Origin of the sequence: Mesonia sp. K7, assembly GCF_003233725.1 — a bacterium.
In the GTDB taxonomy this organism is placed as follows: domain Bacteria; phylum Bacteroidota; class Bacteroidia; order Flavobacteriales; family Flavobacteriaceae; genus Mesonia.
Map to the genome: position 1 here is coordinate 57,146 of NZ_QKQV01000013.1, position 19,937 is coordinate 77,082.

A 19,937-nucleotide genomic window follows, 5' to 3' on the forward strand; every position below is an offset into this window, starting at 1 on the left:
ACCCTGAATTTATTTCAGGGTCTCATCTAATATTTGAGATGCTGAAACAAGTTCAGCATGACTTTTAATATAAGTTTATAAAAGCGGTCTGAATCTTGAGAATACTTCGTCATTCAACAAGTTGAACTCCTCGTATTGACGAGTTGATATACAAATTTAGAGTATACTTCATTCAGGTTCTCATCAAAATTAGAATGCTTTTTGGTAAATGATTTCATAACCTCATAAATCCAATTAATTACAAATTAATCATAAAAAAAATCCGCTTTAAGCGGATTTTTTTATCGTATAAAAAAGAAATAATTAATCTCTTAATAGCCCTCTGGAGATTACAATTTTCTGAATCTCTGAAGTGCCCTCATAAATCTGAGTGATTTTTGCATCACGCATGAGTCGCTCTACGTGGTATTCTTTTACATAACCGTTTCCTCCGTGAACTTGTACAGCTTCAACCGTAGTTTCCATAGCAACTTTAGAAGCGTATAATTTGGCCATTGCGCCACTCATATCATAATTTTCTTTGTGGTCTTTATCCCATGCGGCTTTCATCACGAGGTGTCTTGCTGCAGTGATGTTCGTATGCATGTCGGCTAACTTAAAAGCGATGGCTTGGTGGTTGCAGATTTCGGTACCAAAAGCTTTTCTGATTTTAGAATAATCTCGTGCCAATTCATAAGCTCCGCTCGCTATTCCTAAAGCTTGTGCAGCAATACCAATTCTACCTCCAGAAAGGGTTTTCATCGCAAAAGTAAATCCAAAACCATCTTCACCAATCCGGTTTTCTTTAGGTACTTTTACATCGTTAAAGTTTAAGGTGTGCGTATCGCTTCCACGAATTCCTAATTTGTCTTCTTTTGGTCCTACTTCAAAACCTTCCCAGCTTTTTTCGACGATAAAAGCATTGATGCCTTTATGCTTTTTTTCTCTATCGGTTTGTGCAATGACCAAATAAAAATCGGCACTACCACCATTGGTAATCCAGTTTTTGGTTCCGTTTAAAACGTAATGATCACCTTTATCGATGGCAGTGGTTCTTTGCGAAGTCGCATCACTTCCCGCTTCAGGTTCGCTCAAACAAAAAGCACCAATCGATTGTCCAGTGGCTAATTTTGTTAAATATTTTTGTTTTTGTTCTTCAGTTCCGTAGGTTTCTAATCCCCAGCAAACCAAAGAATTGTTTACCGACATAATCACCGAGCAGGAAGCATCTACTTTCGAAATTTCTTCCATGGCCAACACATAAGAAATCGTGTCCAATCCGCTTCCGCCATATTCCGGAGAAACCATCATACCCAAAAAGCCCAACTCGGCCATTTTCTTTACCTGTTCTTTTGGAAATTCTTGTTTGTTATCGCGTTCGATTACGCCAGGTAATAATTCGCTTTTAGCAAAATCTCTTGCGGCATTTTGTATCATCAAATGCTCTTCTGTAAGCTTAAAATCCATCGATTGTTATTTTTTTATATAAGATTTACAAATATATAGGTTTTAAACCCAATTTTTTAAATCAAATACCGCTAAATTTATCCTATGCATAGAGAAACCTATCATGTCATTGGTACCATGTCCGGAACTTCGCTTGACGGTATCGATATCGTTGACGCTACTTTCGTGAAAGAAAATAACCAATGGACATTTGTTATCCATCACGCAGAAACGATTGCGTATCATGAGCATTGGCTACAACTATTAAAAACAATTTCCCAAAAATCTGAAGAAGAAGTAACAAAACTAAATGTTGCTTACACCCAATACATCGCTGAAGTTTACCATAACTTTATCGAAAAGTATCACATCGATATCCATAAAATCGATGCGCTTTGTAATCACGGGCATACGGTTTGGCACCAACCCGATAAGGGATTTACTTTGCAAATTGGGAATCTTCCAGAGTTGTCAACCTATTTAAAGCTCCAAGTAGTTGGTGATTTCAGAACGCAAGACGTCAAACTTGGTGGACAAGGAGCGCCGTTGGTTCCTATAGGTGATCGACTGCTTTTTTCGGAATATGACTATTGTCTTAATTTGGGCGGGTTTGCCAATATTTCTTTCGAAAAGAACCATCAACGTATCGCTTTTGACATTTGTCCGGTGAATACGGTTTTAAATTATTATGCACAACAATTAGGTTTTCCGTATGATAAAGACGGACAAATCGCCCGAAGCGGCAAAGTGAGCACCCATCTTTTAAAGCAGTTAAACCAACTAAGTTTTTACCAAGAAAAGCCACCTAAATCACTAGGAGTTGAGTGGGTGCATCAGTATATTTTTCCTTTGATGGAAACTTATCCACTTTCCATAAAAGATAAAATAGCAACGTTTACACAGCATGTGGTAGCACAAATCAGTCAAGCTTTAGAGAAAAATAAAGACCTCAAACTTCTGGTTACTGGAGGCGGAGCCTACAATACTCACCTAATGCGTCAATTACAAAAAATAACGGAGGTCGAAGTGATCATTCCACAAAGTGAAATAGTGGAATATAAAGAAGCGCTTGTTTTTGGTTTCTTGGGAGTGCTCCGATTAAGAAATGAAGTGAATTGTTTAAAATCGGTCACAGGAGCGAGCAAAAACCATTCTTCAGGAGCGTTATTTCTTTACTAAATTTTAAAACATAAAAGGCTTATAAGCGGACTCGTTTTTTTTATATTTGTAAAGCAAAAATCAAAATATTATGAAAGAGCTGTTAAAGCTATACGAAAATAAGCAACCCGAAATAGTGTTTAACTGGAAAGATGCCGAAACCGAAGCCGAAGGTTGGACGGTTATCAATTCCTTAAGAGGCGGAGCTGCTGGCGGCGGAACGCGTATGCGTGAAGGTTTAGATATGAACGAAGTGCTTTCGCTTGCTAAAACCATGGAAGTGAAATTTACCGTGTCTGGCCCAGCCATAGGAGGTGCCAAATCAGGTATTAATTTTAATCCGCATGACCCAAGAAAAAAAGGGGTGTTGGAGCGTTGGTACAAAGCTGTTTCACCACTTTTAAAAAGTTATTACGGAACAGGTGGAGATTTGAATGTTGATGAAATCCACGAGGTGATACCGATTACGGAAGATTGTGGTGTTTGGCACCCGCAAGAAGGGGTGTTCTCAGGCCATTTTAAGCCTACCGAAGCCGATAAAATTAACCGCATTGGGCAATTGCGTCAAGGGGTAATCAAAGTATTGGAAAACACCGATTATTCACCAGACGTTACCCGAAAATATACCGTTGCCGATATGATTACCGGTTATGGCGTAGCCGAAGCGGTACGCCATTACTACGAGGTTTATGGAGGTGATGTAAAAGGAAAACGAGCTATCGTACAAGGTTTTGGAAATGTAGGTTCAGCTGCCGCTTATTATTTAGCCCAAATGGGAGCTAAAGTGGTTGGGATTATCGATAGAGATGGTGGTTTGATAAATGAAAAGGGTTTCTCTTTCGAGGAAATCAAAGAATTGTTCTTAAACAAAGACGGTAATACCCTAGTTGCCCAACAAATGATTCCTTTTCAGGAGATCAACGAAAAAATATGGGCTTTAGAAACTGAGATCTTTGCGCCTTGTGCAGCTTCGAGGCTTATTACCAAAGAACAAATTTCAAATATGATCGAAACAGGGCTTGAAGTAGTTTCTTGTGGGGCGAATGTTCCTTTCGCCGATAAAGAGATATTTTTTGGCCCTATTATGGAATATACAGACGAACGCGTGAGTTTGATACCGGACTTTATTTCTAACTGTGGTATGGCAAGAGTGTTTGCTTATTTTATGGAAAGAAGAGTACAAATGACCGACGAATCGATTTTTAATGATACGTCGATGACCATTAAAAATGCCATTCAAAATACTTTCAATCACAATAGCTCAAAGACTAATATTAGCAGAACAGCTTTTGAGATTGCTTTAAAACAGCTTGTCTAAAATAAAAATGTAATAAATGTTTAAATATTTCTTAGGTAACAGTCCCCGTTGGTTTAAATTCACCATGATCTTCTTTCTGGTGTTCAACATTATATCCTATTATACTTTAGGAGCAACCATTACTGCTTGGATAGTGATCGCTGAATTTATTCTTACTTTGGCGATGGCCTTAAAATGCTACCCACTGCAATCGGGAGGTTTAATCGCCATCGAAGTCTTGTTTTTACAGTTGACATCACCAGAACAAGCATATTACGAAGTCAATCAGAATTTAGAAGTGATCTTGCTTTTGATGTTTATGGTAGCTGCCATTTTCTTTATGAAGCCTTTACTGATGTACATTTTCAGTAAAGTTTTTGTCAAAGTAAAATCAAAAGTTACCTTGTCGGTGTTGTTTGTGTTTATATCGGCAGTGCTTTCGGCATTCCTAGATGCGCTTACTGTAACAGCCGTATTGATAAGTGTTGCCGTTGGTTTTTATGGCGTTTACCACAAAATCCATTCTAGTGATAAAGATTATGATGATAGTGGTAAATTAGACAGAAAAGAACTAAGTGGTGAAACGCTCGAAAAATTCAAATCCTTTTTGCGGAGTTTGATTATGCACGGGGTTGTGGGTACCGCTCTTGGAGGAGTGATGACCTTGGTAGGTGAGCCACAAAACCTATTGATAGGAGAGCGCATGGGTTGGGATTTTATCGAATTTATGATGTATATGGATCACGTGACGATTCCCACTTTTATTGCGGGGATGATTTTAACCGTAGTACTCGAAAAGACAAAAGTATTTGGTTACGGACAAAAACTACCTGAAGTAGCTCGAACCATTATCGAAAATTATACTGCTGAAGAAGACAAAAAGCGAACCGATAAAGAAAAAACAGGCCTGATTATACAAGGCGTAGCTGCTATTTTATTAATTACAGGTCTTGCCTTACATATTGCTCCAGTTGGTTTTATAGGTTTGGCACTGATTATTTTCCAAACAGCTTTTATGGGAATTACCCAAGAACACAGTTTAGGTAAAGCTTTTGAAGAAGCTCTACCTTTTACAGCGCTTTTGGTTGTCTTTTTTGTCATTGTAGCGATGATTCACGATCAACACCTATTTACACCCATCATCAATTGGGCATTATCGATGGAAGAATCCCAACAGCCTGCCATGTTTTATATCGCTAACGGAGTGCTTTCTGCGATAAGCGATAATGTTTTTGTGGCGACCATTTACATCAACGAGGTAAAAGCGGCATTTGATGCGGGGCAAATTAGTAGGGAACACCTTAACGAATTGGCCGTAGCCATTAATACAGGAACCAATTTACCGAGTGTAGCAACGCCAAACGGACAGGCTGCATTTTTATTTTTACTAACTTCGGCATTGGCTCCGCTGATTAATTTATCGTACATGAAAATGGTAAAAATGGCTTTTCCTTATACAATTGTTCTAGGAATAATGGGCTTACTTGGAGTGATGTATTTTTAAAAAATGAAATTTTTTTCAAACCAGAACGTTATACTAAAAAACCAATAAATATATGTTAGCAACCTTTTTTCAAGAAACTGCAGAAGAAATCACTCAAAATGCAGAAAATTTAGAACCTGTCGTAGAAGAAAAGACGCTTTCCTTATTCGAGCTTTTGACCAGCGGAGGTATCGCAGGAAATATCATCATTATCGTTTTGGGGGTTTTGCTCATCCTTGCCATGTATATTTATTTTGAAAGACTTTTTGCGATCAAGGCAGCTTCAAAAACCGATGTCAATTTTATGCATCAGATAAAAGATAACGTGGCTACAGGAAATATTGAGGCAGCAAAAATAAGATGCGCACAAGAAAATTCGCCCGTGGCGAGACTTACCGCTAAAGGAATTTCCAGGATTGGGAGTCCGTTGGAAGACATCAATACGGCGATAGAAAATGCAGGAAGGTTAGAGGTGTATAAACTGGAGAAAAATGTGAGTATTCTGGCGACAATTGCAGGAGCCGCACCAATGATTGGGTTTTTAGGAACGGTGATCGGTATGATTATTGCTTTCCATCAATTGGCGACCAGTAGTGGTCAAGCCGAGATGGGTTCTTTGGCACAAGGTATCTATATTGCGATGACAACAACGGTTGCTGGTTTAATCGTGGGTATTATTGCGTATATGGGCTATAACCATTTGGTGGTAAAAACCGATAAAGTAGTGCACCAGATGGAAGCTACGGCGGTTGACTTTTTAGATCTTTTAAACGAACCTGCTTAAGATGAATCTAAGAGGAAGAAATAAAGTAAGTCCAGAATTTAGCATGTCGTCGATGACAGATATAGTCTTTCTGTTATTGGTGTTTTTTATGCTGACTTCACCAGTGATTACACCTGAAGCTTTAGATCTTATTTTGCCTAAAGCCAAAGGAAAAACCACAAATGTGCAAAGCCTTTCGGTAAGTATCGATAAAGATTTAAATCTTTTTATCAATAAAGACCAAGTATCTGAAGAAAATCTAGAAATAGAATTGCAACAGAGGTTACAGGGCGAAGAAGATCCGACCATTATTTTAAGGGCCGAAGAAAGTGTTCCCATACAAAATGCAGTATCTGTTATGGATATTGCCAAAAGGAATCAATATAAAGTAGTTTTAGCGGTAAAACCATAAACATGAGTTTTTTAAAAACCAAGCACGAACGTAAATCAGCAGTGATTACTACCATACTTAGTGTAGTGATTGTAATATTGTTGTTGCTGTTTGGTTTTACCTATTTAGATCCACCACCAGAAGATGGTATTGCCGTTAATTTTGGAACGACAGATGTCGGAATGGGAGAAACCCAACCTATAGAAGAAATCAAAACGGCACCTAAACAAGAAACTTCGCCTGAAACACCAACCCAACAAGTTGATCAGACTGAAGAAGTGATTTCGCAAGATACCGAAGACGCTCCTGTGATTGAAAAAAAGGAGGAAAAGAAAAAAACGGAAACCAAAGAGCCCGTAAAAGAAAAACCAAAAGAAGTTGCCAAACCCGACCCTAAGCCAGATAAATCTACTTCAGATGCATTAAATAGCATTTTGAACGGACCAAAAAATGATGGTAAAGCTGATGGGGGAGAAGGAAACGATAACCAAGCAGGTGACAAGGGTGACCCAAACGGTGATCCCAACGCAAAATCCTATTACGGACAAGGTAAAGGTCTTGATGGTGATGGTAATTACCGTCTGGGCGGAAGAAAAGCCTTGAACAAAGAAAAGTTTGTGCAAGACTGTAACGAATCGGGTGTAGTCGTGGTAAAGATTGAAGTCAACCAACAAGGAAGAGTGATTAGCGCAACTCCAGGTGCCAAAGGCACGACCAATACCGCTTCTTGTTTGACCGATCCGGCCAAGAGGGCTGCTTTAGCCACACGTTTCAATAGTGATGCCAATGCGCCTGTAAAACAAACCGGTTATATCGTTTACGAGTTTAAACTTTCAGATTAAATGAACTACCAAGAAACTGTCAACTGGATGTTTAACCAGTTACCTATGTTTCAGCGTGACGGGCAATCGGCTTACAAAAAAGACCTCACCAATATTCTAGCTTTTAGTAAAGTTTTGGATTATCCAGAGCAGCGCTTTAAATCCATTCATGTAGCGGGAACCAACGGAAAGGGCTCTACAAGTCATATGTTGGCTTCTATTTTACAAGAAGCGGGGTATAAAGTCGGTTTATATACTTCGCCGCATCTCAAGAGTTTTACCGAACGTATTAAAATCAACGGAAAGGAAATTCGCGAAAGCAATGTGGTTACTTTTATCGAAAAGCATAAGGATTTCCTCGAAAAGGAAAAACTCTCTTTTTTTGAAATGACCGTTGGGATGGCATTTGATTATTTTGCCCAAGAAAAAGTTGATATAGCCGTCATTGAAGTCGGGCTTGGCGGAAGGTTGGATTCGACTAATATCGTTACTCCAGAAGTTTCGGTAATTACCAATATTGGTTTTGATCACACGCAGTTTCTCGGAGATACTTATGCTTCTATTGCTACAGAAAAAGCGGGTATTATTAAAAAAGATGTTCCAGTGGTGATTGGCGAAAGCCATGTAGAAACCAAAAAAGTATTTCTCGCTAAGACGAAATTAAAAGAAGCTCCGATTTATTTTGCCGAAAAAAACACGTTTAAAGATTATCCGTCTGATCTCAAAGGAAGTTATCAAAAGAAAAATATAAAGACCGTTTTAACCACTATAGAAGTTTTAAAAACCAATAATTGGGTTATTTCAGAAGAGAGCATTCAAAACGGAATTCAAAAAACAATAAAAAACACAGGTTTACGAGGAAGATGGGATGTTCTCGGTGAAAGACCACTAACTATAACGGATACTGCGCATAATAGAGAGGGTTTGAAATTGGTTATCGAACAATTAAGTTCTTTAAAAAAGGAGCGTTTACATATCGTGCTTGGTGTTGTAAATGATAAAGATTTAGATATTATTTTACCTTTGTTTCCTAGTGATGCTCAATACTATTTTTGCCGACCTCATATTCCGAGAGGTTTATCCGAAGTAATTTTGCAAGACAAGGCTTTAGTATATGGACTGAAAGGGAGTGTCTATAGTTCTGTAAATGAGGCACTTTTGGAGGCTAAAAACCAAGCGCAGGAAAAAGATATTATTTTTATTGGGGGAAGCACTTTTACAGTGGCAGAAATAATTTAAAAAAATTAATTTTTTTCTTGCAACAAGTGAAAAATGGTTTATATTTGCATCCGCATTACAGCAATAAGGGCGCGTAGCTCAGTTGGTTCAGAGCACTTGGTTTACACCCAAGGGGTCAGGGGTTCGAATCCCTTCGCGCCCACATCAAGTAGAATCCCGATTTAGTATAAATCGGGATTTTTGTTTTAAAAAGTGTAGCACAGCGTGCTAAAAACTTTTTTAACAAAAAACAAGAATTGCGTTAGCAATTCGGGATTATATATGCAGAAGTGGTTTCGCAGTAGGGAAATGAAATCCCTGGCGTTTTAGAATCAAAAAGCTTAGCTTTAGATAAAAATAACCGGGCTATTAACTCAGTTGGTTCAGAGTGTCACGTCGACAACGTGGAAGTCACTGGTTCGAATCCAGTATAGCCCACCTTCGCTCGCCGAAGTTTTCATTAAATAAAACGAAGGCGAGCTTTTTTCTTTGATACTTGTGGTTAGGATTTAAAATAGCTTCGGTGCGCAAGCCCACATTCACCTGCCGAAGTTTTCAGGAAAGAAAACAAAGGCGAGCTTTTTTCTCTTCATCTCATTAAATAAAAAGAAAGCTATTATAATACTTCAAGTATCCTTTCCAGTCGCATGCCGCGCGAACCTTTTATCAGAATAGTATTGTTTTGAAATAATTGTTTTTCGATTTCATCTCTTAAATCGTTATAGTTTTTTTTCTTGATTACCTTTTGGGTTGAGGTTTTATAGAAACTTTCACCACAAACAAAGGCAGCTTTCAGTTCACTTTTCTCTATCATATCGACAATATGTTGATGTTCTTCGAGGCTGGTTTCACCAACTTCAAACATATCACCTAGGATAACAACCTTAATGTTTTGATTTTCTCTTAGGAAATTATTCAACGCCAACTCCATACTTGTTGGGTTGGCATTGTAAGCATCTAAAATGATTTGGTTAGTGTTTTTCTCAATCATTTGTGAGCGATTATTTTCTGGGATATAATTTTCAATCGCTTGTTTTGTGTATTCGATTGGAATTCCAAAATGTAAACCAACAGCTGTGGAGACACCCATGTTTTTAGCATTGTAATCGCCTATGAGGTTTGAGCTTATAACCGTTTCTTTATACTGAATACTTGCGTTACTTTGATGGGTTAAGATTTGAATCTTATAATCAGTATTTTCTTGACTTCCAAAAGTGATTTTATTTTCCGCTTTAACAGATTGTCTAACTTGTAGTGCATCATCGGTATTGACAAAGATCGTTTGATTTCTAGTGATAAGGTGCTGGTAAAGTTCAGATTTTCCTTTGATGACACCTTCGATTCCGCCAAAGCCTTCGAGGTGTGCTTTCCCAAAATTGGTGATGTAACCATAATTGGGTTCTGCGATAGAGGCTAAAAGTTCTATTTCTTTTAGGTGATTGGCGCCCATTTCTACCACGCCTATTTCTGTGGTTTCATCCATTGATAAAAGCGTTAATGGAACACCAATATGATTGTTGAGGTTACCTTTGGTGGCAACGACCTTATATTTTGTTCTTAAAACTTGGGCAATAAGTTCTTTGGTCGTGGTTTTTCCGTTACTTCCTGTAAGCGCAATGATGGGAATATGGAGATGCTTTCGATGAAAATTTGCTAAGGTTTGTAATGCTCTTAAACAATCCTCTACTAGAATGGTTTTGTCGGAAATTTCAAACTCCTTTTCATCAATAAGCACATATTTGGCGCCTTTGCCTAGTGCTTCTTGAGCGAACTTATTTCCATTGAAATGATCTCCCTTTAAAGCAACAAATAAAGCGTCTTGCTCTATTTTTCTGGTGTCTGTAGAGATACCAGAAGTTTCTAAAAATAGTTGGTGTAACTGTGAAATATTCATAGTCGAAAAATAAAAAACCCTTTCCGTAAAGAAAAGGGTTTTTTGTGTATGTTTTACAATAGATATGAATTAATCTCTTGCTCTTTTTCCTTTTTTGGATTTTGATCCTACACGTGACATGGCGTTTCTAAACCCGATATAGTCTGTGGCCATATCTTGAGGGAAATAGCGTCTTTGTGCTGGGTCTAACCAGTAAGCTTGATCTCTCCATGAACCTCCTTTATATACTCTAACTTCACTGTCGATTAAAGTAGTTCTGTTAGAGTTGGTGTCGTATTGACGGTCAAGACCAGTTACGTTTCCTAAACTGTCTTTGGCCACACTTACATTATGTTGAGGTGAGTTGTACATTCTATCAGAACGTCCCTCTCCAAAATATCTTGTAGATTGTTTATCACCGTCACGGAAATCTCTATTGTCGCTTTCGGTAAATTGAGTTCTTAAATAAGTGTCTTCTGTAGTGACGGGAACTTGTGCAATCTCACCAGGTAAAGCTCTTGCAACGATAGATCCGTTACTTAGGGTGTCATAGACAACACTATCTGCTGTTACAATTTGTACGGTACCGTCTTCGTTGATGGCGTTTTTAGTGTATACATTACCACGGTAGTAATTGAAATCATTAAACCCTTCGTCGATAATAGGTCTGTACACATCGGCAACCCATTCAGCTACATTACCAGCCATATCATATAAACCGTAATCGTTAGGCTCATAAGACTTGATTTCTGCAGTAATATCGGCGCCGTCATCAGACCAACCAGCGATACCACCATAATCACCATCACCTTGTTTAAAGTTGGCTAATTGATCACCTCTTACTCTTCTTTTACCGCTTCTAGTGTATTGACCATCCCAAGGATATTTTTTTCTCCCTCTATACTTGTTGTATTCTCTAACACTTGACATGCCTAAAGCAGCATACTCCCATTCAGCTTCGGTTGGAAGTCTATATTCTGGTAGTAAAACACCATCCTTTCTTTGTACATATTTATGAACAGTATCACCTTTTATCACTTGTTGAAGTCTGTCTGCATTTCTACCTCTTGTTAAAGAGTCATTTCCACCATAAACACTAGTAGGTGAGTTGATGTAGGTTTCTGTATTAAAAGTTGTATTGGCATCTGCTTGAAGTCTTGCTCCTTTTGTTGTGTAACCTTCTTCTTCCATGATTAGTTCGTTTACACGATCAGTTCTCCATTTTGCAAACTCAGATGCTTGAATCCAGTTTACACCAACCACAGGATAGTTTTGGTATGCAGGATGACGTAAATAGTTATTGGTCATCGTCTCGTTGTAACCTAATCTGTTTCGCCATACTAATGTGTCTGGAAGCGCTCCGTAGTATATATTTCTGTACTTTTCTTCTGTTGGAGGGAAAGTGTATTTTAACCAATCTAAATATTGTAGGTACATACGATTGGTTACTTCTGTTTCATCCATATAGAAAGATTGAACATGCTGTTGTGTTGGGGTGTTGTTCCAATCGTGCATGACATCGTCTTGAACTTTTCCCATGGTAAATGTTCCACCTTCAATAAAAACTAAACCAGGACCAGTCTGCTGTTCGTCATAATCGGTTTGATATTTTGGGTTTCCGTTTTTTCCGTCAAGTCTCCAACCGGTTGCTCTGGAATTATCTTTATAGTCGTTAGACTTGTTGCATGAGGTAAAAGCAGCTGTAACAGCAACAAATAAAAGGGTTTTAAAAACAATGTTCAATTTCATATCACAGTAAGTTTGTAAATATTTTGGGGTTGCAATATAACAATTAACGCTAAATTAACAAGTTTCTTTTGAAAAAATACCAAAATATTTTGTTTGTCTGGTAATTGTAAAAACGAAAATAAGTAAATAATAGTATACCGTAAGTGTAAATAATTATTTTTGCGAAAATTTTTTATACTACATATTTTTATTTTACGTTATCTACATTGATGAGACTACTATTTTTACTTTTTCTTTTTACAGGGATTTCTGCTTTTGCTCAACAAAAATCTTTTGAGATTATTTGGGAAGAAGAAGTTAAAAAGAATTCTACTGCAGAAAGAAACACTCCAGCGAAAGCGTTTAATGCTTTGCTTTTCACGGAGAATCCTATTGCTAAAGAAGTGACCTATCATCAGCAGTGGCAAGAAAGTGGGTATGTGGGTAATTACAATCTAGCCCATGTAACTTATACCGCAGTAACCCAAAAAGATTTAGCGAAAATTAACGTCGATGAATTGCCTGCTCAGCCAGAGCTAACTTTAAGCCAGTCTTTTGCTAGAGAGACAAGCTACTTTGTGTTGTCACTACAACCTTTTGTAAGGCAAAATGGTATGGTAAGAAAAGTCAAATCATTTACCGTTAATTATAATAAGACAGTCAGTCGAACAACTTTTAGCTCAAACCCTCCAATGCAAAACTCGGTGTTGGCCTCAGGCAATTGGGCGCGGTTCTATGTGCCTAAATCCGGAGTTTATAAAATATCGAGAAGCTTTTTAAATTCTTTAGGTTTCAATGTAAATGATATTGACCCGCGAACCCTAAAAATTTATGGTCACGGTGGCGAAATGCTTCCTCTATTAAACGGAGATAACCAACATTATGATATCCCAGAAACCTCCATACAGGTAGTTGGTGAAAATGACGGTTCATTTGACGGTTCGGACTATATATTGTTTTACGGAAAAGCGGTTCACGATACTTGGAGTCCAGAAAATTTTACAACACAAAATTTGTATGCTGATAGGTCTTATTATTACATCACTTATGGTGGGAGTTTTGGCTTAAGAGTTGATCATTATATAGAGCCAACAAGTGCACCAACAATAACGATTTCAACTTTCGATGATGAACAGTTCCATGAAGTGGATGAGACCAGTATTGCTAAAGTAGGTCGAAAATGGGTGGGAGAAACTTTTGCAGTAAATAATGAGCAAACTTTTGATTTTACGTTTAATAATATTGTGGGTTCAGAACCAGTAACTGTTCGAGGTGCTTTTGTCGCAGTATCAGAATCAGCAACAAGTGTAGGTATAAGTGTAAATGACCAACAAGGGCAAAATATTGGTTTGTCAGCTATAAGTGGAGATTATGATTATGCTAGGGAAGGTCAGATAAATTTCCAACAAAACATTTCTTCTGATGGGGTTGAGATAAAGATCACATTTAATAATAATGGAAACCCTGCTAGTGTTGGTTACTTAGATCATTTGAGAATTTTAGCAAAGCGACAACTCAATTTTTCAAATCAACAAGAAGAATTTACCTTTATAGATGCAGCAACATCCACAGGCATTGCCCAATATAATTTGCAGATATCTAATAATATTTCTCAAATTTGGGACATTACGAACCGACAAAATATTAGAAGTTTAAATACCAATGGTGTTTCCAATTTTAATTTTAAAGCCAATCTTGGGCAGCAGCGTAAATATATAGCGATTGCAGAAACAGATTTTTATGTGCCTTTAATAGACGGGAATCCTAATGTAGATAACCAAAACCTTAAAGGGAATGTGTTTAAGGATGCTCAAGGCAATTTTCAAGATGTAGATTACCTCATTTTCACCAATAATGAGTTGATGTCTCAAGCACAACGACTAGCAGGTTTTAGAAGAACCAACGATGGTTTGCGCGTAAAAGTGGTCGATATAGAAGATGTTTACACAGAATTCAATTCAGGTAAGCAAGATGTAGGAGCGATTAGAAACTTTATAAAATATGTTTATGATAATGCCTCAACACTAGAGAACAGAATTAAATATGTTGGGATTATCGGAGATGGTTCAGTAGATTATAAAGATAGATTGCAGAACAATAGTAATATTGTACCTGTTTTCGAAAGATTAGAAAGTTATACTACGTTACCTTTTTCAACTTCTACTGACGATTTTTATGGAATGATGGACGCTAACGAAGGCATTATGGGGGGAAGTCAACTTATGGATATAGCAGTAGGTAGAATTATTGCAAAAAACATATCGGAAGCAAAAATTCAAGTTGACAAAATTATTGATTATGAAGGCAAAAAATCTTACGGTAGGTGGCGTAATAATTTTGTACTGTTTTCAGATGACGCTGATTCTGATAGTGACCATTTTCTACAGGTAGATTTAGATGCAGTTGGTGATGATATTTCTGCTAATAAACCATTTGTAAATGTCATTAAGCTACATAGCGATGCTTATCAACAGGTTTCAGAATCTGGAGGAGAAAGATATCCAAAACTTAATGATGATTTAAATTCTGCCATAGAAGTTGGGGCAACTGTTATCAATTATTTTGGTCATGGTGGTATCAATGGTTTGGCACAAGAACGTTTGGTGACCGAAGAAAGCATTGAAAGTTGGAATAATGAAGATCGTTATAATGTTTTTGTAACTATTACTTGTGATTTGGCAAGGTTTGATAATCCTTTACTCGTTACGCCAGGAGAAGTTAATTTACTAAAAGAAAAAAGTGGTTCGGTAGCTATGGTGACTACTACAAGAGCAATTTTTGTTTCTACAGGAGTAGATTTTAATGAACAATTTGCTCCATTTTTGTTTAATTATGCAGGTACTGATGATGCAGTTGCAGAAGCGGTGAGAAAAGCTAAAAATATGATTTCTGGTTCTGATAAAAGAGCGATAGCTTATCTTGGTGACCCCGCCATGAAATTACAACTCCCAAAACCCCAAGTGGTGCTTACTGCCGTAAATGATATTCCGATAACCCAAAGTATGGATACCATTAAAGCACTTGGGAAAGTAAAGATTGCTGGGCAAGTGGTGAATGCTTCAGGAGCTATAATCAACAATTATGACGGTGAACTTTCTACCACCATTTATGATAAACGTATTGATAGGGTTACTTTAAATAATGACAATAATGACAATGGGGTGTTTAATTTTACAACACTGGGTGAAATCATTTTTAGAGGAAAGGCATCGGTAACCAATGGACTGTTTTCTTTTGAGTTTGTAGCACCAAAAGATATCGATTTAGCTGTTGGTAATGGTCGTATCTCTTTTTATTCGGAACGAAACGGTGAGCTAGAAGATCAAAAAGGTTACAATAATGATGTTCTGGTAGGTGGTCTTAACGAAAACGCACCCGAAGACAATCAAGGCCCACAAATAGAATTGTTTATGAATGACGAGAGTTTTATCTCTGGTGGCATAACCAATGATTCGCCTATTCTTATCGCTAAGCTTTACGATGAAAACGGTATCAATACCGCCAGCGGAATAGGGCATGATTTAGTGGCTATTTTAGACGGTGATGAAACCAATCCGTATGTGGTGAACGATTTTTACGAAACCGAACTCGACGACTATACGCGCGGGCTTGTTAATTTTAAGTTTAGGGATCTAGAAGAAGGTTTGCATACCCTCTCTTTTAAAGCTTGGGATGTCTATAACAACTCCAGTATCGCCGAAATTCAATTTATTGTTGCGGGTGACGATAAACTTAAAATCACAAAGGTTTTAAACTATCCCAATCCGTTTTTAAACTATACCGAATTTTGGTTCAGTCATAATAGACCTTTCGAGCCTTTAGAAGTACAAGTGCAAGTATTTACCGTTTCCGGAAAAATAGTATGGACCAAAAATCAGATCATCAATACCGATGGTTTTCTCTCAAGAGAAATTACCTGGGACGGGAAAGACGATTTTGGGGATAAGATCGGAAAAGGGGTGTATGTGTATAAACTCACCGTAAAATCAACCTTAACCAATAAGAAAGTCGAGAAATTTGAAAAGCTTGTCATCTTGTAATTCGAATAAAACTATATATTTGTCAAACATTTTTAGATAATATGAAGAAGATTAGCCTCCTTTTGTTAGGAATTTTATTAATAAATCAGAGTGTTTTTGCTCAAGATACAGAAGAACCGACGATACAAGACAGAGTGGTTACCACTTCTGTTCCTTTTTTATTAATTTCAGGTGATGCAAGAGCATCTGGTATGGGAGATCAGGGTGTCGCCACTTCTGTCGATGCGTTTGCGCAACAATGGAACCCGGCAAAATATGTTTTTGCCGAAGACGCACAAGGTGTTGGGTTTTCTTATGTGCCTTACTTGCGTGAATTGGTAGCCGATATCAATTTGGGTGTGCTTTCTTATTACAATCGCTTTAGTGACCGAAGTGCAGTAGCAGGAAGCTTACGTTATTTTGGTCAAGGTGAAATTGAGCTTAGAGAAACACCAGATCAAACGCCAAATGTTGTAGAACCTAACGAATTAGCACTAGATTTAACTTATGCTTTACGTTTAGGAGAGCAGATTTCGATGGCTGTTACGGGTCGTTATATTCGTTCAGATTTAAGAATACCTGGTATCAATGGCGATGCAAGTGCTGCAAATACTTTTGGGGTTGATATTTCTTCGTTTTATCAAAGTGAAGAAATAGCGTACGACAATTTTAACGGTAGATGGCGAGGAGGAATCAATATTTCTAATATTGGTCCGAAAATAAAATACGACGATGCAGGTTCAGAAAACTTTATCCCTACCAATTTTAAAGCGGGAGCTGGTTTCGATTTTATTTTAGACGGTTCTAATAAAATAGGAACTTATGGTGAAGTAAATAAATTACTCGTTCCGACACCTAGCGATAGTAACGATGATAATTTAATCAATCAAGAAGATGATTGGTATAACGAAAGCTCATTCGGTGCTATTTTTTCCTCTTGGAATGATGCTCCAGATGGTTTTAGCGAAGAGTTAAAGGAGTTTACTTGGGCTTTGGGTGCAGAATATTGGTACGAAGACAGTTTTGCTTTTCGTTTGGGGTATTTCAACGAAAGTCAAGAAAAAGGTTTTAGAAAATTCTTAACGTTGGGCGCTGGGTTTAGGTATTCGGTGGCTCAAATAGACGTGTCTTACTTGTTTTCGACTTCAAAAGCAGTAGCCAATCCTTTAGAAGGAACTTTAAGGTTTAGTATTTCGTTCAAATTTGGAGAAAACTATATCGAATACTAGACTTATCCTCTAAAATACAACTTCAAAAAGCTGGAACTGTTTCCGGCTTTTTTGTTTTTATCACAGTAGTAAATCCGCTTAAAGCGAAATTTTAAGTACATTAGGCGTAAGAAATACCAATGCTCTTTGTTATGAAAAAAGAAAGAAACATTTTTTTACTACTACTTTTGTGCGTCTTTTTAAGTTGTAATCAAGGTGATAATGCCTCAGATTATAATCTTGCAGAAGCAGAAATGGCAGCAGCCGATGCCGATGTAGTTGGAGAGTCGCAGTCACCACAAGCAATAGAGGTAACCGAGCGAAAACTCATTAAAGAAGGTTATGTTGAGTTTAGAACAGACCATTTACAGACGACAAGACAAAATATTTTACAGGCGGTTAACAAGTACCAAGCTTATGTTTCTTCAGACCAAGCCTATAAATTTCCTGAAAAAAAGAGCCAAACCATTACCGTAAGAATACCTTCAGATAAGTTTGACAGTTTTCTTGCGGAAGCGACCCAAGGAGTTGTTCATTTTGATAACAAACAAATAAATGTGCGGGATGTCACCGAGCAATTTGTAGATGTTCAGGCTCGACTTAAAACCAAAAAAGAACTCGAAACCCGCTATTTAGAGCTGCTCAAGCAAACCAAAACCATGACCGAAATCCTTGAGATTGAACGGCAAATAGCACAATTACGCTCAGAAATAGAATCGATAGAGGGCAGGCTGAGGTTGCTGGAAAATCAGGTGAGTTATTCTACTTTAAGTATTACTTTTTACGAAAACATAGCCAGACATACAGAATTTGGTGATAAGTTTAAAAACGGCTTTAAAAATGGTTGGAATAACCTTATTTGGTTTTTTGTGTTTCTTATCAATTTATGGCCTTTTATCTTATTAGGAATCCTTATTTTTATAGGAATAAGATTTGTTAGAAGAAGAAAAAAATGATGCTTTAAATTTATGAAAGAAGAAAAAATTTCATTTTCCTACCAAGTTTATGATGATGCCAAAGAACTTCCGCTGGAAATTCAAGACTTGCGTCAGAAAGCTATCACAACCCGAGACAATGCTTATGCGCCGTATTCCAATTTTTTAGTAGGCGCAGCGATTTTGTTGGAAAATAAGGTTGTTGTCACAGGAAGTAATCAAGAAAACGCCGCATTTCCTTCGGGATCATGTGCTGAGCGTACGGCCATTTATTATGCAGGTTCGCAATACCCAAATCAAAAAATCAAAAGTATTTTCATCAGTGTAAAATCCAATCAGAAAAGCATAGAAAACCCAACGCCACCTTGTGGAGCTTGTCGACAGGCAATTGCAGAATATGAAGTCCGGCAAAAACAACCTATCAAAATTTATTTTGCAGGAGAAAAAGGGAAAATCATGGCGGTAAACTCCCTTTCAGATTTGTTGCCTTTGGCTTTTGACGGTTCTTTTTTGTAAAATTTTAAAAATGAAAGCGTGTAAAGATTTTTTCCTTCTTGCCGAATATGTTATTTTTGTGTTCACATTTTTTAAAACGCATAGCGGTTAATAAATATTTTCATGAAGAAGATTACCAAAGAAACGTACATCAAGTGGTACGAAGATATGTTGTTCTGGCGTAAGTTTGAAGACAAGCTGGCACAAGTGTACATACAACAAAAAGTCCGCGGGTTTTTACACCTTTACAACGGTCAAGAGGCGATTTTGGCAGGAGCTTTACATGCGATGGACTTGAAAAAAGACCGCATGATTACAGCCTACAGAAACCACGTTCAACCTATCGGAATGGGTGAAGACCCCAAACGAGTGATGGCAGAATTGTACGGTAAAGCAACCGGAACTTCAAAAGGTCTTGGGGGTTCGATGCACATTTTCTCTAAAGAACACCGTTTTTATGGAGGTCACGGAATTGTAGGAGGTCAAATACCTTTAGGTGCAGGAATTGCTTTTGGTGATAAATACTTTAAAAGAGATAATGTGACGCTTTGCTTTTTTGGCGATGGAGCGGCAAGACAAGGGACCTTGCACGAGACTTTTAATATGGCAATGACATGGAAATTACCAGTGGTTTTCTGTGTCGAGAATAACGGTTATGCGATGGGTACTTCACTGGCAAGAACCGCCAATCACGACGATATCTGGAAATTAGGTTTAGGTTACGAAATGCCTTGTGGTCCTGTCGATGCGATGAACCCAGAAAAAGTAGCCGAAGCTATGGATGAAGCTATTGAAAGAGCGAGAAAAGGAAACGGCCCAACATTTTTAGATCTAAAAACTTACCGTTACCGAGGGCATTCGATGAGTGATGCTCAAAAATACAGAACAAAAGAAGAGGTAAAAGAATACCAAAAAATAGATCCAATTATTCAGGTTTTAGATAAAATAAAAGAGAATAAATGGGCGACCGACGAAGAGATCAAAAAAATAGATAAACGCGTAAAAGACTTGGTGAGCGAGTGCGAAAAGTTTGCCGAAGCGTCTGATTATCCTGAAAAAAATGTGATGTACGATAGCGTTTACGAACAAGAAGATTACCCTTTCTTAAAACATAAATTATAAA

The 19,937-nt window shown here is 37.6% G+C and carries 15 protein-coding genes and 2 tRNA genes; 14 read left to right on the top strand and 3 right to left on the bottom strand.

Annotated elements, in window-relative coordinates; all coding sequences use genetic code 11:
• Nucleotides 1-303: 303 nt before the first annotated feature.
• Nucleotides 304-1,446 carry an acyl-CoA dehydrogenase gene (locus DNG35_RS09890; protein ID WP_111128648.1) on the bottom strand — a complete coding sequence of 381 codons (1,143 nt, stop codon included), beginning with the start codon at nt 1,444-1,446 and terminating at the stop codon, nt 304-306.
• A gap of 84 nt (nt 1,447-1,530) precedes the next feature.
• On the opposite strand from DNG35_RS09890, the gene DNG35_RS09895 reads away from it, so the two are divergent.
• From DNG35_RS09895 to DNG35_RS09935, 9 genes are all read left to right on the top strand, one after another.
• Nucleotides 1,531-2,604 carry an anhydro-N-acetylmuramic acid kinase gene (locus DNG35_RS09895; RefSeq protein WP_111128649.1) on the top strand — a complete coding sequence of 358 codons (1,074 nt, stop codon included), beginning with the start codon at nt 1,531-1,533 and terminating at the stop codon, nt 2,602-2,604.
• Nucleotides 2,605-2,674: 70 nt separating this feature from the next.
• Nucleotides 2,675-3,901, top strand: coding sequence for a Glu/Leu/Phe/Val dehydrogenase dimerization domain-containing protein (locus DNG35_RS09900; RefSeq protein WP_111128650.1), 1,227 nt, complete (start codon nt 2,675-2,677; stop codon nt 3,899-3,901).
• 16 nt (nt 3,902-3,917) lie between these two features.
• Nucleotides 3,918-5,384: a sodium/proton antiporter NhaB gene (nhaB, locus tag DNG35_RS09905; protein ID WP_111128651.1), complete on the top strand. Its 1,467-nt coding sequence runs from the start codon at nt 3,918-3,920 to the stop codon at nt 5,382-5,384.
• A 52-nt stretch (nt 5,385-5,436) separates the two neighbouring features.
• A complete protein-coding gene (locus DNG35_RS09910; RefSeq protein ID WP_111128652.1) occupies nt 5,437-6,147 on the top strand; it encodes a MotA/TolQ/ExbB proton channel family protein in 711 nt (236 codons plus the stop codon).
• A 1-nt stretch (nt 6,148) separates the two neighbouring features.
• Entirely contained in the window at nt 6,149-6,538 is a 390-nt protein-coding gene (locus tag DNG35_RS09915; protein WP_111128653.1) for a biopolymer transporter ExbD, read from the top strand.
• 2 nt (nt 6,539-6,540) lie between these two features.
• The gene (locus tag DNG35_RS09920) at nt 6,541-7,359 is read left to right on the top strand and encodes an energy transducer TonB (RefSeq protein ID WP_111128655.1); all 819 of its coding nucleotides are present in this window, start codon (nt 6,541-6,543) and stop codon (nt 7,357-7,359) included.
• On the top strand, nt 7,360-8,577 hold the full coding sequence (locus tag DNG35_RS09925; RefSeq protein WP_111128657.1) for a folylpolyglutamate synthase/dihydrofolate synthase family protein: 1,218 nt from the start codon (nt 7,360-7,362) through the stop codon (nt 8,575-8,577).
• 67 nt (nt 8,578-8,644) lie between these two features.
• A tRNA-Val gene (locus DNG35_RS09930) sits at nt 8,645-8,719 on the top strand.
• Nucleotides 8,720-8,919: 200 nt separating this feature from the next.
• Nucleotides 8,920-8,994, top strand: a tRNA-Val gene (locus tag DNG35_RS09935).
• Between the two features lie 178 nt (nt 8,995-9,172).
• Here the strand turns inward: DNG35_RS09935 and murF are convergent.
• Nucleotides 9,173-10,450 carry a UDP-N-acetylmuramoyl-tripeptide--D-alanyl-D-alanine ligase gene (murF, locus tag DNG35_RS09940; protein WP_111128659.1) on the bottom strand — a complete coding sequence of 426 codons (1,278 nt, stop codon included), beginning with the start codon at nt 10,448-10,450 and terminating at the stop codon, nt 9,173-9,175.
• Nucleotides 10,451-10,519: 69 nt separating this feature from the next.
• Nucleotides 10,520-12,178 carry a gliding motility lipoprotein GldJ gene (gene gldJ / locus DNG35_RS09945; protein WP_111128662.1) on the bottom strand — a complete coding sequence of 553 codons (1,659 nt, stop codon included), beginning with the start codon at nt 12,176-12,178 and terminating at the stop codon, nt 10,520-10,522.
• A gap of 209 nt (nt 12,179-12,387) precedes the next feature.
• Between gldJ and porU the strand changes: the two genes are divergently transcribed.
• The 5 genes from porU (at nt 12,388) to pdhA (ending at nt 19,936) form a co-directional block, all read left to right on the top strand.
• Nucleotides 12,388-16,197, top strand: coding sequence for a type IX secretion system sortase PorU (gene porU / locus DNG35_RS09950; RefSeq protein WP_111128665.1), 3,810 nt, complete (start codon nt 12,388-12,390; stop codon nt 16,195-16,197).
• 41 nt (nt 16,198-16,238) lie between these two features.
• Nucleotides 16,239-17,405 (top strand): type IX secretion system outer membrane channel protein PorV, encoded by a 1,167-nt coding sequence (gene porV, locus DNG35_RS09955; protein WP_111128668.1) that lies wholly within the window; start codon nt 16,239-16,241, stop codon nt 17,403-17,405.
• A 131-nt stretch (nt 17,406-17,536) separates the two neighbouring features.
• Nucleotides 17,537-18,340, top strand: a complete 804-nt coding sequence (locus DNG35_RS09960) for a DUF4349 domain-containing protein (protein ID WP_158524891.1) — start codon at nt 17,537-17,539, stop codon at nt 18,338-18,340.
• Nucleotides 18,341-18,352: 12 nt separating this feature from the next.
• On the top strand, nt 18,353-18,835 hold the full coding sequence (gene cdd / locus DNG35_RS09965) for a cytidine deaminase (RefSeq protein WP_111128672.1): 483 nt from the start codon (nt 18,353-18,355) through the stop codon (nt 18,833-18,835).
• 102 nt (nt 18,836-18,937) lie between these two features.
• A complete protein-coding gene (gene pdhA, locus DNG35_RS09970) occupies nt 18,938-19,936 on the top strand; it encodes a pyruvate dehydrogenase (acetyl-transferring) E1 component subunit alpha (RefSeq protein ID WP_111128674.1) in 999 nt (332 codons plus the stop codon).
• Nucleotide 19,937 lies beyond the last annotated feature (1 nt).